This window comes from Nitrosovibrio tenuis (genome assembly GCF_900109785.1).
In the GTDB taxonomy this organism is placed as follows: domain Bacteria; phylum Pseudomonadota; class Gammaproteobacteria; order Burkholderiales; family Nitrosomonadaceae; genus Nitrosospira; species Nitrosospira tenuis_A.
In genome coordinates, this window is sequence record NZ_FOBH01000002.1 from 31232 (window position 1) to 47488 (window position 16257).

Sequence of the window (16257 nt, forward strand, 5' to 3'; positions counted from 1 at the left end):
ATCGAGGATACTGTGCGTTGGTATGTTAAAGCGGTACGCGGGGAGTTGAGATACTTCTGGAATTTGACCAGTTCACGTTTAAGAAAGAAGAAGTCGTATGGCAAGCCTTTGGTGAGATATCGCCATAAAGGACTTGTAACGCCGAATTACGACCAGCCCGTTTGTTTCTTCTGTAGCTATGACAAACAGAATCTTGTCAGGAAGAATGTGTACTACTACCTTGATGCGCTTGCAGTGGCGGGATTCAACACCATATTCATCAGCTCGAGCGACGGCATTTCGGACATAGATTTGAAAAAACTGTCGGAATACTGTATCTGCATAATCAATCGGGAGAATAAAGGCTATGATTTTTATGGATGGAAAACAGGGCTCGAAGAATATCCCCAATACAAATCTCACGCCGCTCTTTTGTTAGCTAATGACAGTGTTCTCGGCCCCCTTTTCAGCATCGACGATTTGGTTCCAAATATGGAACGTTGCGATGCGGATATTATTGGAATGACAGATTCTCTGCGTTTTTATCCCCATCTACAATCGTATTTCCTCTATTGTAAAAAGTCTGTCATTGTCTCTGACGATTTCATCAATTTTTTTAACCAGGTGGATGTTCTGGAACTCAAGGAGGCAATAATCAGACGATACGAAGTAGGTTTTTCCCGGTTGCTGGGTCTTCGATTCAGTGCCGCAGCACTGTATGGCCTGAAACACGTCCTGGAGCGTGTCAGCTATGAGGAGAGGCCAAAAATGTGGATAGAGCCCACCTTCCATTTATGGAAAACGCTTATTACCGAGTTCAAATTTCCGTTTATAAAAAAAAGCCTGTTGGCGCGGAAGGGCGTAAGCATCAAGGAGATTTCCGAAGTGCTTGCAACAGCAAATTCGGATTATAACGTAGAGATTTTAAATGACTGGCTGCGTGGTGGATGATCGGCACTTGATGGAAATCGCCGTATATGCTCCCCTATGAGATACGTCTCGTCCCCGGTGGCGCTATGCGCCCGCCAATCCGTTAATCCTACAGGGAGCCCGATGCGCTCATCCGCGACCCGGACGATACAACTCCCGCATCGCTTTCCAACTTGGATAAGCGTTGCAGCCGCTCCGCTTTGCCTTTGGAAAGAGTAAATATATGGTCTGCGACATTGATAAGGGCGGGCTGATGGGATATTGCAACAACGGTAAGGCTTCGTGCCAGATCCCGCAAGGTTTCACAAACCAGTCGTTCGCTATCGGGATCGAGCGCGCTGGTGGGTTCGTCAAGCAGCAGAAAACGCGGTTGATGAGCCAATGCCCGGGCAATCGCAATGCGCTGGCGCTGCCCGCCAGATAGCAGGCCGCCGCGTTCCCCAACTACCGTATGCAGCCCTTCCGGAAGGGCGCTGACGAAATCCCAGGCGCCGGCTTGGCGCAGCGCCCTTTCTGCGTCGGCTTCAACCAGATCCGGTGCGCCGACAATGATGTTGCTGAGGATGGTATCGTGCAGCAAGACATTTTCCTGGGCAACATAGCCGATCATGTGCCGCCATTCACGTGGATTGATTTCACGCAGAGATACGCCATCTATAAGAATCTCTCCCGACTTGGGTTCGGCCAGCGCACAAAGCAGGTCCAGCAGGGTGCTTTTGCCCACTCCCGAAGGCCCTGCAATTGTGGTAAACGAGTTCACCGGAATTTCAAGGTTGAGATCCCGAAATATCGGCTTGGCGCCGTAATCGAAATGGATATGGCGCAAGCTGATCCCTTTTTGCAGCATGGGTGGCAGGGTCCCGCCGGTTCTTTCCGCCGCCGCGCGCGCTTCTTCAATCGCTGTTCGCAACGCCCAGTACGCGCTTTCCTGCGCAGTGAGGTTTTGATACTTCCGTTGTGTTTTGTTAAGCAAACCCAGGAGACGCGTGAGCAGGAAGGCAATTACCATTACCGATGGCAGTGAAAGCTCCCACATAACGAGGGCCAGATATAAACCCATCGCCATAATGGCCGCCAGTATCGGTTCCTGGAGGGCTGTTAACGCTTCCCGCGCCATGACCTCTCGTCTCGTGGCCTTCTCCAGCTGCCTGGTTTGATCGCGTAGAATGGCTTCAGCGACATTATCCCGCGCCATGGCCTTGAGCGATTTTACCGAGCCGAGCACATCGGAAAGGTACGTCAACAGGTGGCGCAACAGTTGAGTCTGCTTCGCTCCGGCACGGCCGGTGGCACGGATTAACCGATGCAGCAGGTGCAGTATCACCATGCCGATCAGGAAAGAGGTAAGCGTTGCCTGCCATGAAATAAACATGGCAACCGTTCCATAAACGATGACCTGCATTGCGAGCGCCAGAACTGTGGCGGCGTGCTCAAACCCATTGGCTGCGCGGTACGCCTCGGTAGCGACAGAGTTCGCCAGCGAACCCATGGGCTGCCGCAAATAGTATTGCCAGCGGCTGCCGAGCAATGCGTCAATAAGTTCCAGGCGCAGCGAAGTCGCGACATGGGCGACCGTATAACCAACCTGCCTGTTGGCTACCAGCAATATAAGGCTTTTCGTGATCATGCCGGCAACAATGATCAATAGCATCACGCCGATGGTTGGTTCGATACCAACCCTTTGCAGCAATTGCACGATTTGCCGTCCGATATCGGAATTGGTGGGATCGCCTACGGCAATCGAAAGCAAAGGGAGAAGGGCGGTCAGGCTTAGTCCTTCGGCGATACCTGCTGCAAGCAGCGCGACCAGGACGTAGGTGGTGCGGCGGGGAAACAGCATGCAGTAGGTGAAGAGAGTACGCATAACCTGGATTTACGGAGTATGGACTATCATATCGGATAGTCCTTTGTAAAACCCGAACAATAAACCTCGGACAAGAGCTGTGTAATAGCCAATTTGGCGGACGGTGGCGCGAATATCGCCAATTTTAATGCCGTAAAACTTTTTGAGAAGATGTGGGTTCGCTGATAAGTTTACCAAGCCTGGATGAGTTCAGCAGATGCTCGAGAATGCTCAATAGGCAGCTGAGCTGGAAACTGGGAACTTTGGGAACCAACACAACTTTAGGAACGAACAGTAACTTTAGGAGCTAACACAAACCGGAGCCTATTCAGAAACCCCCGCGGGCGAATTCTATCATTTTATAGAATATAAATCAGCATATGGAGATTTTAGAGGCAGCGTTTATTCTTCCTTCACTAGCGAAATACCACGCTATTTTTGGCGGTCCAGTTGAGGTTAACTAATCGGTTTTTCGTACCCCGCGAAAATTAAGGGTAGCCAGCGCAACCTGGAGGCCGAGCACTGCAAAGGCCTCAGCGTACCATCCCCACACCACCCATAAAGCATTGCTGAGGAGAGAAAGCAAAAATCCGGCATGGCGTTTATGCTTGGATTGGGAAGTCAGCAACCAGACTGCAAGTATGTTCACTACCATTGCAGGCCACTGAAGTAGCGACAGATCCATGTTTTACTCCCTAACGTCGCATATACGAAGCGCCAATTCATAAAGAGCCGCCTCACATCCTTTGGTTGCACCGTCAATCGAAGCCTTGCGGTTTCCCAACGCTGCTGCTCGAAGACTGGCGGTGGAAGGCGAGCTTTCAAGATCATTCCCGCTGCAGCTCAACACAAGAGACCGGCTTTCATGACAGCTGACGGGACATCAATCGCTGACATTAGCTGAAGCGGCTCTGGCTGAGGATCGGGCTATAAAATACCCTTCCGTTTTCCGTGGTCCGTTGCTGAATACAGGCTCGACAACTATTTCCAGCCCTGCCTTACGGCACATTGCGGAAAACGAGTGGAAAAACAAGCCCTCATTTTTGCCTGAGGGCAGGTTGAAGCAACTTAGCTCATCGAGTATAACCACGTAATCGGCTATTTGCGCGGCGTTAATTAAAATCTCCTGAACTTTGGGTGAATTTATATAATAAAAAACTCCCAGAGCTAAAAATACATCCTGACGGCCCAGTTGCGGTATCAGTTTGGGTAGCCCGATGTCATCGCATACGTAAAACGTATCGTTGGGAAATTGTTTGCGTGCAAAATCGATAGCGTTTTCATTAAGATCGACTCCACAATAAGTATGATGGGGAATATGCTTCTTGATGAGGCGTAAAACATTTGCGCCGCTACAGCCAAATTCAAGTATTTTCGGACTGTCGCAGTGTATGTCGTTCATCAGTTTTTTTAGTTCAAGTATGACCGGTTCCCGTCCAAGGTACTGTTCCTGATATTCCAAATGACTATGGTTATCTTTTCGCCATGTAGTGCGATGCTTCATGGAAAAAATGAAATCGGACATGTCCTTAGGCAAGGTCCGCACAATAGCTCTTCTTGTGATTTGTTTTATGGTTTTGAGTGGATTGTTCTGCATTGAAATTTATCCTTTCAGCAAGCAATTGAATTACCGCATTGCGCACATCCACATATACGGATTGTGGATATAGGTTGGGGCATCATTTCAATCTTTTGTTGAGTGTTTGACTGAGCTGATGGCTGTAAAACGAATTCATTATAGTATGGTATAAAGTAGTTAACGTTACAGCCTTCTTTGCAACAGAGTCGCCCACACCTAACGTGGCGACCAGAGCCCCGACCTGGCTCCCTTATGGGTTCCCTCACCCAGTTTCTCTCACCCGCGCTCTTCCGTTATTTTTCTAACCTGTGAATTCTGCCAGCTCAGCTTGTTGAGTTCTGTGTGCAATCGTACATACATGGAAGGTAACGTGAGGAATAATCTCCGGAGCTTGCTGCGCCTTCGGGTTCCAGGCTTCCCGTGACAGTCTGCCTATGACAGTTTGCAAGCAATTATTCCGTTTGTATTAGAGGATGATCATGGCTACGTCTGCCAGCCGGTCTTTATGGAAGGGCGCTATCAGCTTCGGTTTAGTCCATATACCTGTAGCGCTTCATTCAGCCACTTCGGAACAGGGGATTAATTTCGAGTGGCTCGATAAACGTACGATGGATCCGGTCGGTTATAAGCGGATCAATAAAAAATCCGGAAAAGAAGTGGATAAGGAAAATATCGTCAAAGGTGTCGAGTACGAGGATGGCCAGTATGTGGTTCTAAGCCAGGAGGAAATCTCTGCCGCTTATCCGAAAACCACGCAAACCATCGGAATTGAAATGTTTGTACCGGCTAACGATATTCCGATTATTTATTTCGAACGTCCCTATTACGTCGTACCGATCAATAAAGGCGAGAAGGTCTATGCGCTGCTGCGCGAGGCTCTTGTCAAGACACAACGCGTGGGTGTCGCCAGGGTAGTCATTCAGACCAAGCAGCACCTCGCCGCACTTGTGCCCTGGGGTCCTGCGCTTATACTGAATTTGTTGCGCTGGAGTGATGAAATTCGTAGCTGGAAAAATTTAAACTTTCCGGCTGAAGGAACCGAGGCCCTGGGTATTACCGAGAAAGAGCTAAAAATGGCTGAGCAGCTGATTATGGAGATGAGTTCAAAATGGGATCCTGAAGAATTTCGTGATTCATTCAGGGATGAGATCATGAGACTCGTGGAACAAAAAGCAGAAAAGGGCGAAATACAAGCTGTGGCCCAGCCGGAGGAAGCCGAATCAGTGCGTTCGGGCGCGCAAATTCTTGATCTCACGGAGTTGCTTCAGCGCAGCCTGAAGAGTGGCCACAAGAAAGATGGCGAAAAGACGGCCGGTCCACATACCGCGAAGGCACCTGCAAGGGGAACGCATAAGCGCCGGGCGGGGTAACATAAACAAACATGCCAAAATTGGACTCGCTTAAAACTTACCGCGAAAAGCGCGATTTTTCCATAACGTCAGAACCTGCTGGGCTGGAAAAAAAAGCCGGCGCAAAGAAAACAGCCCTGTCATTCGTCGTCCAGAAACACTGGGCGACCCGTTTACATTATGACCTCAGGCTGGAGCTTGAGGGCACAATGAAAAGTTGGGCTGTTCCCAAGGGGCCGAGTTTCGATCCCAATGACAAACGCATGGCGGTCCACGTCGAAGACCATCCCATATCCTACAATACTTTTGAAGGTGAAATTCCGCACGGACAGTATGGTGCGGGCAAAGTCATTGTCTGGGACAAGGGAATCTGGATCCCTCTTGAGGATCCGCACAAGGGTTATCGCGACGGCAAACTGAAATTCGAACTGCATGGCCATAAGCTAAAAGGCCACTGGACGTTGGTGCGCATGAAAAATACACAAGGGCAGAAGCAGGAGGCCTGGCTGCTTATCAAAGAAAAGGACGGGTATGCTCGTCCGGCAAGTGAGTACAGCGTGGTGGATGAAATGCCTGATAGCGTTTCACATCTTAACATACCGCAAATCCTGGCATCCGCTGAGTCGCCAACCTTCTCGGCAAGCCGCAAGGCATCGGGAACGGGAAAAAATATGGTTTTGCCCGTGAGCGCGGTTAAGGCCGATCCTCCGCGTATGCTTGAGCCTCAGCTCGCCACACTGGTGGATGGGCCGCCGGCCGATCCTGCGGAATGGATTTATGAGATCAAGCTCGATGGTTATAGGTTGTTGACCAGAATAGATGGCAAGGAGATTCGGCTTTTTACGCGAAACGGTAACGACTGGTCCCATAAATTGCCCGATCTGCTCAAGGCGATAAGCAAAATGAGGTTGAAACCGGGATGGCTGGATGGTGAAATCGTGGTGCTGAACGAGAAAGGCATACCGGATTTTCAAGCTTTACAGAATGCATTCGATACCGAGCGGACCCAAAGCATCTCCTACTTTCTTTTTGATCTCCCTTTTTATGATGGATATGACTTGAGACCTTGTTCAGTGATTGAACGCAGAGAACTGCTGAAAACCTTATTTGAAAAACCCGCACCGGAACAAATACGCTTCAGCGAAGTTTTTGACGCGCCGCCCGACGCCGTGCTCGGTTCGGCGTGCCGGCTGGGACTGGAAGGTATTATAGGTAAACGCAAGACCTCGACTTATGTTTCACGCCGCTCTCCCGATTGGATAAAGCTGAAGTGCGCCCGCCGCCAGGAATTCGTCATTGGTGGCTATACTGATCCCAAGGGGTCCCGCGAAGGAATAGGTTCGTTGCTGCTTGGTTATTACGATGAAGATCACCAGCTCCAATACGCCGGTAACGTGGGGACGGGCTTTAATGATAAAGCGCTTCGCGATCTGAAAGCGAAGTTGGAGAGAATTTCTTCCGAGAGCAGCCCCTTCGTCAGAGGGAGCGCAATTGATAAAAAAGCCCATTGGGTAAAACCGGTGCTCGTGGCTGAGGTTTCCTTCGGTGAATGGACCCGGGGCGGCCATATTCGGCATGCTGTGTTTCGCGGTTTGAGAACGGACAAGAAAGCGGAAGCCATTGTTCGCGAAAAACCGGTGCACGCCGACTCTGCAAGGGCTGACAGCTCAGCTTCGATTCCGCCATCATTGAGGATAACGAATCCTGACCGGGTGATTGACCCATCCAGCGGGTTCAAGAAGATCGACCTCATTCGCTACTATGCCCTGGTTGCCCCTTTGATGATGGAACATCTCAAAGGAAGACCCGTTTCCCTGGTACGCGCACCCGACGGGATATCGGGCCAGTTGTTTTTTCAAAAGCACTGGGACAAGGAAAACATGCGGGGTGTCAGCCAGCTTGATCCCGATCTCGATCCGGAGCATGAGCCCTTGCTTGAAGTTTCAACCGCTGAAGGTCTCCTGTCCGCCGTGCAGATGAATGTGATCGAGTTTCACACCTGGAACGCTACGAAAGACAAAATCGATAAACCGGACAGAATGGTATTTGATCTGGATCCCGGTGAAGGGGTGCAATGGCCGCACATTCGGGAATCGGCACAGCTTGTTTTCATATTCCTGAAGGAATTGGGATTGAAGTCTTTTCTGAAAACGAGTGGGGGCAAGGGGTTACACGTTATCGTGCCCATTAAAAGGTTCTACAATTGGGATACGGTAAAAGAATTCTCTCAAGCCATTGTTCAACATCTGGCGGCCACGATCCCCCGGCGTTTCGTCGCGAAAAGCGGGCCGCGAAACCGTGTTGGGAAGATTTTCATTGATTACCTTCGAAATGGCTTTGGGGCAACGACTGTGTCCGCCTGGTCAGTGCGGGCTCAGCCGGGCCTGAGCGTGTCCGTACCGTTGGCATGGGAAGAACTGGAATCACTTACAAGCGGTATGCGCTGGTCCGCCTCGAATATTCATGAACGCCTCGATAGAGGCAATGAGCCTTGGGCGGATTACCAAACTGTAAAGCAATCCATCACACCGGCCATGAAAAGGTTGGGATTCAAACCCAACCGAGAGAATACCAAGCAAAAAACCGCTTAATGACTCGTCCACCCGGGGGAGTGGCCGGCAAGACAACAGCATACGAACAGTCCGGATGGGCATGATATTTCATTTGTTCACTCCACCAGGCGGACTGAATAACGAGCATTCCCATCTTGGGGACTATGTCAGCTCACGTTGATGCTGGCGTAGAGGCAATGTCAATGCAAATGTCATGTCAGCGTGGAGCCCGGTGTCAGGGTTTGAGGGCGGTAACGATACTGTAGTATCCAAAAGTAGGATGCACTTCAATGTCATGAAATCCCGCTCCCTTCAGCATGCCTGATAACTCAAGTCCGGAGTACGATTTACCCTCCGTCCACCCCATCATGAGCATGCTATATGCTGCAGGGGCAAAAGGCCCGGTTTTGTCATCGTTATAGAGCACGTCATGGATAATGATGCGTCCGCCCGGCTCAAGGCACCTGAAACTCTTCTCAGTCAAAAAATGGCACTTTTCAGGCGGCCAATCATGGTATATGTTGGAATAAAAATGTAGATCAGCTTCGGGAAACGGATCGTTCCACATGTCCGCCACCTGCGTTCCAATACGGTCCTGCAAGCCGTAGCGGATAACGAACTCTTGAGCCACTTCGCATATGGGCTCCAAATCCAGAATTAATGCTTTTAAATCGTTCCATCTCAACGCAGCCCCGATTGAGTGGGCTCCCGAGCCCCCGCCGATGTCGAGCATCAGCTTGATCCCGCTTAAATCGACGGCGTTCGGCCATGCTGTGGCCAACGTCATGCTGATGCTGTGCATTCCGCGCGTGAACCGGCGTGCCAGCTCCGCTTGCTCTTCATGAGATTTATAGATATCGCCGCCCCCATAAGCCTGGGGGCAGTCGGTAAGCACTGCCTTTTCGAGGCTCGCATAGGAAAAAACCTCGGAATTATCAATCATCATATCCCAGAAGAAACCAAAGTAGCTGGGGCTTTTTTCGAGGAGATAATCTTCAGAAAGCGGGGTGAGAGCATAATGCCCATCATGCAGTGACAGAAAACCCAAAGCCGTGGCGGTCGTCAACATCGCTTCGGCTGGTCTTGTTTTGATATTAAGGGTATTGCATATGTCGGGCAGTGTACGTGCTCCTTGTCCCAGCAGCGTAAAAACCTTGAGGCGATGGGCTATAAGCAGCGCAGGATTCCCGAAAACTCCAAACATGACATCCCATAAGGGACGGTCGTCTATACGGGGCCGGGGTATATCTACAAACTTTTCCTGGTCCATGAAAACCTCTTCCTAGTATGTAAAGAATTCGATACGGCCTAATCGTCATTCCACGGCCTGTATATATGTATACGTATCTGACAACAACATATGTCCACCTGAACTTATATCATGGTCGTGGCAATAACGAAGACAGTAATCGCCGGGTATCCGCCTCCTGCTGCAGGCTGAACTTTGAGATCATCTCGCGGTTACGGTTTATATCGTATTGAATACCGAGATAGTAGATGAGTTTTCCCGCACCATTGAAAAGCGGGGTGAGCGTCAAATGGTTGAAGAAGAGTTCGCCATCCTTACGATAGTTGCGAATAGTGACTTCGATGGGTTGCTGGCTTTGGATGGCCCGCTTCATCGCGAAACGTGCATCCTGTTCCCGATCGCTCCCTTGCAAAAACCGGCAGTTGCGCCCCAGGATCTCCTGCTGGGAATATCCAGTCATCGCCTCGAATTGCATATTGGCGTAGACGATGGGCATATCTTCCAGATCCGGATCCACCAATACGATGCCATTAATAGAGCTGTCCAAAATTTGGGACAAGATATTCGGGATCAATCCGGGGTCTTTTTCAACTACAAAAGTCATTCTTTTCTCCTGGATATTAATGAGCCATGATCGATCAGCGCATCGTCTGTCTGGCAGCTTCAGTCAAACGTTTCAGATTTCTTACCGTGCGTTCGGCACCTTCCTGGATGACCACACGAATCAATTTCTCAAAAGGACGCATCATCATCTGAATCTCGGTCAGTTCGAATGTAAAAACCAGCTCAGCCGACTTGCCTGAATTCATATCCGCCAGCTCATAAATGCATCGAAAAGGATCGGAGATCCCGGCAAACCCCAAGCGTTTGTTCGGCTCATATATATCAATTTTAAAGCGGGTTTCCGTTTTGCGCCCTTGATCGATACGCACCTGACGGGCCATCGTCCCCAACTTAACGGGCCCATCGGTGATGCATTCAAGCTCAACAACTTCCGGCGACCATTTAGGATAATTCTCGAAGAACCCGTCTCCCAGATATCTGAATATATCTGCGGAGGAGCGCTCGATCAGAATGCGCGCCTTGCCTGTCACAGGTTCTTTTGAGCCAAGGGTGAACATATTTTGCGGCGCCTCTGTTGTTCGGGCTGAAGGCTAAGGATTTACTTCGAGCTGAACAAAAGTGAACTGCTGTCGGTTACTGGCTGATGCTGTATCGCTGGGGCCACGATACCCTGCTGGAAAAGGTAGATGCAAATAACTCCATTGCGACCAAGCTCCGGCTTATCCCCAAAGCGCAAACCCATAGCACCTCTACTTTTTGTCGTTCCCTGGCTTATGCCGGCGTACTCTTGCGGACTCCGCCCCCGAGATCCGGGAAGCTATTGCTAGCCGTTAACAATAGTGCCGCCATTTGGATGGAGCACCTGCCCGGCCATATATGAGCAATCCTGGGAAGCCAGAAAAACATAACAAGGGGCAACCTCACTAGGTTGCCCGGGTCTTTTCATGGGGACATTTTGGCCAAAATCGGCGACTTTATCGGGGGGAAAAGTGGAGGGGATCAATGGCGTCCATATGGGGCCGGGCGCCACGGCATTTACATATATTTCGCGTTCGATCAGTTGTAACGATAATGATCGCGTAAATGCAACGATTGCACCCTTGGTGGCCGAGTAGTCAAGCAGATGGGGGTTTCCCTTATATGCTGTCACCGAGGTTGTGTTAATGATGCGCGCTCCTTTTTTAAGATGCGGGAGCACGGCCTTTACCATATAAAACATGGAAAATATGTTTGTGCGAAATGTCTTTTCGAGCTGTGCTTTATCGATATCGAGAATGCTTTCCCGAAGGTGCTGCTCCGCCGCATTATTCACCAGGATCTCGACATGGCCGAACCTGGAAATGGTCTGTGCCGCCACCTCGGCACAAAATGTTTCGTCGCCCACGTCGCCGTCAATTAAAACGCATGTTTTCCCGCACTGTTCGATTTCCTTTTTTGTGTTATTTGCATCTTCATGTTCGTTGAGGTAGGTAATGACGATATCCGCTCCTTCTTTTGCAAAAGCGATCGCCACAGCGCGCCCGATGCCGCTATCTCCACCTGTGATAATTGCAACCTTGGAATTCAGCTTGCCGCTGGCTCTGTAATTTTCAGAAGACGATTCGGGTTGCGGTTTCATTTCGGATTGCAGCCCTGGTTGGCGGCTTTGTTGCTGCTTCGGAACTTTCCCTTCTTCCATAATGCTCCCTCGCTGGTTACAGTTTACGCATTGACAACCAATATCACGGCTGCGTTGCTTATGCCAATTTGTGCCATATGGTGGCACGGTTATAGCGCTTGAAATTCGCTTTCTGCTTTTTTTTATTTTCAGGCCTCCGAAGACGCGCCGTTAGCCGTCCTAGCTTTTTACGTTTTAGGGCCACATAAACACGTCGGTGCCAACGGCGGAGTTAACGAACCTGGATCTTCGCTCCCGTTTCCAAGGCCGACGGTTGATGCAAGAGTTTTGGAAAAGAAACGGAAGAGCCAGAGCGTCAACAGAAGAGTCAGGACTTTTTCGAACTTTTGCCTGAGCCTGGCTTCTTTCCTCCCCCTGATATCTTATTTTCGGTCGCCCAGGCGCGACGCTCGGCTTCTTGTTTCGAAACACCGTGTTTTTCATATCCCGCCTCGATATGATGCGCTTGTCGTTTCTGCTTGTCCGTGTATGAGGATTTGTCGCCGCGCGGCATGATTGCCTCCTATATCAAGATTTCGCTGGTCTACGCATGACTCGCATGACTCTAGGAGCCATATAATGTCTCAAGAAGCCATATATCCAATAAAAAAGAAATTTCCCTTAGCCAGTTTCTTTGTTCCGTTCGCTGGCGCACATAGGAGAGAGTGAATATAGAGAGTGAAGGGGGGAGCAAAAAGAGGAGTAAAAAGCATGCGGAATATTGCTCACCAAGAAAATATCAGGAGAACTGTTAGTTATTTGATTTCTTTTTGGTTTGAGTACGTGAAGGTTGTGCTGGCTGCGGCTGCTTGACCGAGGCGATCAACGCGCGGCAATTGGCATCTTCACCGGTACCCAACTCGATCAAGGGTATCAATGCCGCAGCAGGCGTCGCGAGAACGCCCAATGCTACCGCCGCGCCAATGCGTATGGCCAGCATTTTATCTGGATAAACCGTCGGCTTCTTGAGCGTGCCGGCAATATGTACGGGCGTGCGTAGGCTCGGAAAACCCCATTCTTTAGGTTGTGGAGACAGCTTCATCTTGATTGTCTCTTCAGCGAGGTTTATGTGTCCCTCTCCTAGAACAATTGTTTTTTCGGTATCGATAACGAACGCCTTGCTGTCCATGATGCCCTCTTTGACGTCATAATCTATGACAGCGCATCGCACCGGTACATTTTTATCTCCGGTGAACAGAAGCTTGATGAGCTTCGCGGCGTCGAGATCGAGGGCTGCCAGCAGCATCTCGCTAATTTCCCCACCCGACATCACCAAGCCGAATTTGCCATCGGCCGAGGCCAACAGTGCGCCAACGGATTCTCCGTGCCCCTTTAAGCGGGTGCTACCGCCGATCACGCCCGCCGCACCGTGGGTGAGTTCGACTTTCGGAAACAGTTTGGGTAACTGCAACCTTTTTACGTCAATCCTGGCTTCGGCAGCAGGGACATCCTTTCGTGCATTGATCGTCAGATTAGACACGATATTGCCTCCCGCAACCGCGAAGTTGGCGGGGTCAAGTGTCATAAGACCGTCATCGATTTTGAGATGGCTTACCAGATGCTCGACCGGCAGATCCTTGTTACGGATCGATGCACCGGTGAATTTGACGTCTGCATCCATGGCTCGTAGCCGCTCAACGCTAAACTTCTGGTCGGGTAGCAGGCGGTCCCGTTGGGCCTCTATGGACGCTTTTTTCTCCTGTTTTTCGGCCGGAGTGTCTTGCGGTTGGGGTGCGCGGCGGGCGCCGATAAAACCTTTTAAATCGTTCAGGTCCAGGACCTTCGAAACGACGTCGCCCCGCAACATGGGACGCTTCCCGCCTGTATCGAAAAGAATGCTGCCGCCCAGATCGCTCTCTCCTACGTGCCCTGAAAATCCCTCCATGGACCATTCGGATTTTTGATGCAGAACTCTTCCGGATATTTGATAAGGCGGGGATGGAAAAATAACAATCCCCACTATCGGGTAGAGCGCGGATAAATCCTCTCCGCTCATATCCAATTGCAAGTCCATTTCCGCCAACTTGGCCAGTCCGGTAATAGTGCCGTCAAGCGCCGCGCGGGTGGTGCCGATCTCAACCTTTGCCTTGATGGGATAGGGAAGCGTTTCGTCGGTCAAGGTAAGCACACCGCCGCCCTGGCCTTGAGCCGCAAAACTTAATCCGGCATATTTTCCTTCCGCCGATACGTTGATCGATGCCTCCCGCGCATCCGCCGCGCCATCAGTGGAAATTTTCGCTGTGATGTCAGTCTTGGTCTTCGGATCGCGAAAAAACACTATTCCCCGGTCCAGGGTGAGCTTGCCTATTTTTGGCAGCTCTGCTTCCTTTTCCTCCTTTTTAAGGTCCCAATTCCGCTTTCCATCAGCGCTTTTTTCCAGGAGGATTTTTGGCTGTGATACGGATACTTCGGGTAGAACGACATGCCCGGCAAGCAGATCCAAAAGACTGATCCGGAACTGGAGCCTGTCGACACCGAGCATTGGTTGCTGCGTGCCCCAATCAGCATTGGCGAGCGAAAGCCCTTCCGCGCTGACGAGGGGATTGAGCGATAACTTCACATCGAGGTCCCCACCGATTACGAATTCGCGGCCCGTCTTTTCGGTGACCTGCCGCTCGACATAGGGCTTTATCATATTCCAGTCAAACCAGATGGCGAATGCCACGACAAGTATCAGCAGGACACTGAGGACCGACAATACCGCCCTGGAACGGGCTGATCTGGTTCGAAGAATTCGCAATTTTCGTGAAATGAAACGCATGAGCGTCACCCAATTCATGCGAGAGTTGTGGACGGTTCCGCTTAATCGTGAACTCACTCAGCCCTGAATCAGCCCTGAAAATCCGGTACCCGATGAGCCGGGTATAAGAAAGAAAGAGAAAGAAAGAACCGGGAGCTTAAAGCGGAAGCTTATGCAATGGTTTGATGCTACTTCTATGGAGATGAATCTTCGGTACGTCACCACACATTTCATTCGCGCGGGCAAATAGGCTTTTGCAACAGGTTGAAGGGGTTTGAAAGGTTGAAAGGGGTTGGAAAGGTTGTACAGCAGATTTCCGAGATCATGGGAGGTGTCAGGGGGTATCAGGGTTGCCCGATATTGATATTCCGCTTTTAATATTTCTGCACATCGCGAAAAAGACGCTCGAATTCTTTTTTGACAACGTCATAACACTCGCAAACGTGCGCTGTAAGTCCCGCGCGGTCGAGTACGGTAATGTGGCCGCGGCGGTAGCGGATGATGCCTGCTTGTTGCAGCTTGCCGGCGGCTTCGGTAATACCCTCGCGCCGAACACCGAGCATGCTGGCAATCAATTCCTGGGTCATGATCAGTTCCTCGGAATTCAACCGGTCCAGCGTTAACAGCAGCCACCGGCACAACTGCTGTTCGATGGTATGGTGCCGGTTGCATACCGCCGTTTGCGAGATCTGTGTAATCAATGCCTGGGCGTATCGCAGCAATAAGCGTTGGACCGGTCCTCCGCTGTTGAACTCCTGCATCATGATCGCGGCCTTCATCCGATAGCTGTCGCCGCCGGTTTGTACCGTGGCCCAGCTAGGGGTGGTGTCTCCCCCCATGAAAAGGGATATTCCGAGCATACCCTCATTACCGACGCCCGCAATCTCGGACGATGCGCCATTTTCAAGGATATAGTGGAGGGAAATAATCGCCGAGGTAGGGAAATAGACATGAGAAAGACGACCCCCGGATTCACAAAGCACATCGCCGAGCGGCAAATGGACCAGTTCAAGGTGGGGTTTCAAGCGTTCGAATTCAGCCACCGGCAGAGCGGCGAGGAGGTGATTCTGATTGGGCTGATGGGAGAGGGGACTAAGCATCCGCTAGCGCTGTCTTCAGAGGTCTCGATAGAGTAAGCGCAGCCTGGAGACAATGGAAAGAACCGAAGATCGATTGAAATTCGCTGTGGAGTCCAACATCTATGGATTCCAACATCCTTCTGCCAGACTGCTTCCCATTCACCAACTTATAATAGCATTTAACTGAAAAAGCAATCCCGTCAGTGTGGCTTTCAGAGAAGAGTATTGTTCTTCTATTGCTCATGGTGAAGTATTCCATTTTATGGCGGGTATTTTCGTGCGCTACCGTACATACTATGGATGAGTAAAATCCCTATCATAACGTCGTCGGGTCAATTAAAAAGCTCTCTTCTCTAAAAGAGCATTCGATTGTTCAAGCAGGGACGCTACATGGGTTTCATCCAGTTTACCGTAATGATCGCTTACTTGATCGCTTGCTGCGTTAAGCTCCGTGGTACATAAACCAGTATTACAAATCCTCATCTGTGGCCTCATGGCGGTCGTGGTTATTGTCAGCTCAGTTGCTAACTCGCGCGGTCGCTAGCCAGGACTGCTAGCCAGGACTGCTAGCCAGGGGTTGCTAGCTAAGGCTTGCTAACTAGGTACAGGTGTTCCCGGTAGCAACAAGCTTCATGGATGACTTGCTCACAGTAGTCCTTAACAGCAGTTCCGGATTTTAATTCCGCATTTGAAAGAGCTGCCGCTCCGGGAAGTGTCTATTACATCAGTCTTGAAT

13 protein-coding genes are annotated in these 16257 nt (G+C 50.5%); 3 read left to right on the forward strand and 10 right to left on the reverse strand.

Features of this window, described 5'->3' with window-relative positions; genetic code table 11:
* Positions 1–12 precede the first annotated feature (12 nt).
* Positions 13–930 carry a rhamnan synthesis F family protein gene (locus BMX00_RS02860; RefSeq protein WP_245727619.1) on the forward strand — a complete coding sequence of 306 codons (918 nt, stop codon included), beginning with the start codon at positions 13–15 and terminating at the stop codon, positions 928–930.
* A gap of 88 nt (positions 931–1018) precedes the next feature.
* On the opposite strand, the gene BMX00_RS02865 is transcribed toward BMX00_RS02860, so the two are convergent.
* The 3 genes from BMX00_RS02865 to BMX00_RS02875 all read right to left on the reverse strand — a co-directional run bounded on the left by BMX00_RS02865 (position 1019) and on the right by BMX00_RS02875 (position 4277).
* Positions 1019–2773: an ABC transporter ATP-binding protein gene (locus BMX00_RS02865; protein WP_090826956.1), complete on the reverse strand. Its 1755-nt coding sequence runs from the start codon at positions 2771–2773 to the stop codon at positions 1019–1021.
* Positions 2774–3212: 439 nt separating this feature from the next.
* Positions 3213–3437 carry a hypothetical protein gene (locus tag BMX00_RS02870; RefSeq protein ID WP_090826958.1) on the reverse strand — a complete coding sequence of 75 codons (225 nt, stop codon included), beginning with the start codon at positions 3435–3437 and terminating at the stop codon, positions 3213–3215.
* 198 nt (positions 3438–3635) lie between these two features.
* Entirely contained in the window at positions 3636–4277 is a 642-nt protein-coding gene (locus BMX00_RS02875) for a methyltransferase (RefSeq protein ID WP_218141475.1), read from the reverse strand.
* 533 nt (positions 4278–4810) lie between these two features.
* Between BMX00_RS02875 and ku the strand changes: the two genes are divergently transcribed.
* Together ku and ligD are read left to right on the forward strand one after the other, a co-directional pair.
* Positions 4811–5701: a non-homologous end joining protein Ku gene (ku, locus tag BMX00_RS02880; protein WP_090826962.1), complete on the forward strand. Its 891-nt coding sequence runs from the start codon at positions 4811–4813 to the stop codon at positions 5699–5701.
* 11 nt (positions 5702–5712) lie between these two features.
* Positions 5713–8271: a DNA ligase D gene (ligD, locus tag BMX00_RS02885; protein WP_090826964.1), complete on the forward strand. Its 2559-nt coding sequence runs from the start codon at positions 5713–5715 to the stop codon at positions 8269–8271.
* 196 nt (positions 8272–8467) lie between these two features.
* On the opposite strand, the gene BMX00_RS02890 is transcribed toward ligD, so the two are convergent.
* The 7 genes from BMX00_RS02890 to BMX00_RS02920 form a co-directional block, all read right to left on the reverse strand.
* Positions 8468–9502 (reverse strand): methyltransferase, encoded by a 1035-nt coding sequence (locus BMX00_RS02890; RefSeq protein WP_090826966.1) that lies wholly within the window; start codon positions 9500–9502, stop codon positions 8468–8470.
* Between the two features lie 109 nt (positions 9503–9611).
* A complete protein-coding gene (locus BMX00_RS02895) occupies positions 9612–10085 on the reverse strand; it encodes a PAS domain-containing protein (protein WP_090826968.1) in 474 nt (157 codons plus the stop codon).
* Between the two features lie 34 nt (positions 10086–10119).
* The gene (locus tag BMX00_RS02900; RefSeq protein ID WP_090826970.1) at positions 10120–10602 is read right to left on the reverse strand and encodes an SRPBCC family protein; all 483 of its coding nucleotides are present in this window, start codon (positions 10600–10602) and stop codon (positions 10120–10122) included.
* 266 nt (positions 10603–10868) lie between these two features.
* Entirely contained in the window at positions 10869–11723 is an 855-nt protein-coding gene (locus BMX00_RS02905) for an SDR family oxidoreductase (protein ID WP_090826972.1), read from the reverse strand.
* A gap of 307 nt (positions 11724–12030) precedes the next feature.
* Positions 12031–12216 (reverse strand): hypothetical protein, encoded by a 186-nt coding sequence (locus tag BMX00_RS02910; protein WP_090826974.1) that lies wholly within the window; start codon positions 12214–12216, stop codon positions 12031–12033.
* 237 nt (positions 12217–12453) lie between these two features.
* Entirely contained in the window at positions 12454–14463 is a 2010-nt protein-coding gene (locus tag BMX00_RS02915; RefSeq protein WP_090827657.1) for an AsmA family protein, read from the reverse strand.
* Positions 14464–14816: 353 nt separating this feature from the next.
* Positions 14817–15542 carry a Crp/Fnr family transcriptional regulator gene (locus tag BMX00_RS02920; protein WP_090826976.1) on the reverse strand — a complete coding sequence of 242 codons (726 nt, stop codon included), beginning with the start codon at positions 15540–15542 and terminating at the stop codon, positions 14817–14819.
* Positions 15543–16257 lie beyond the last annotated feature (715 nt).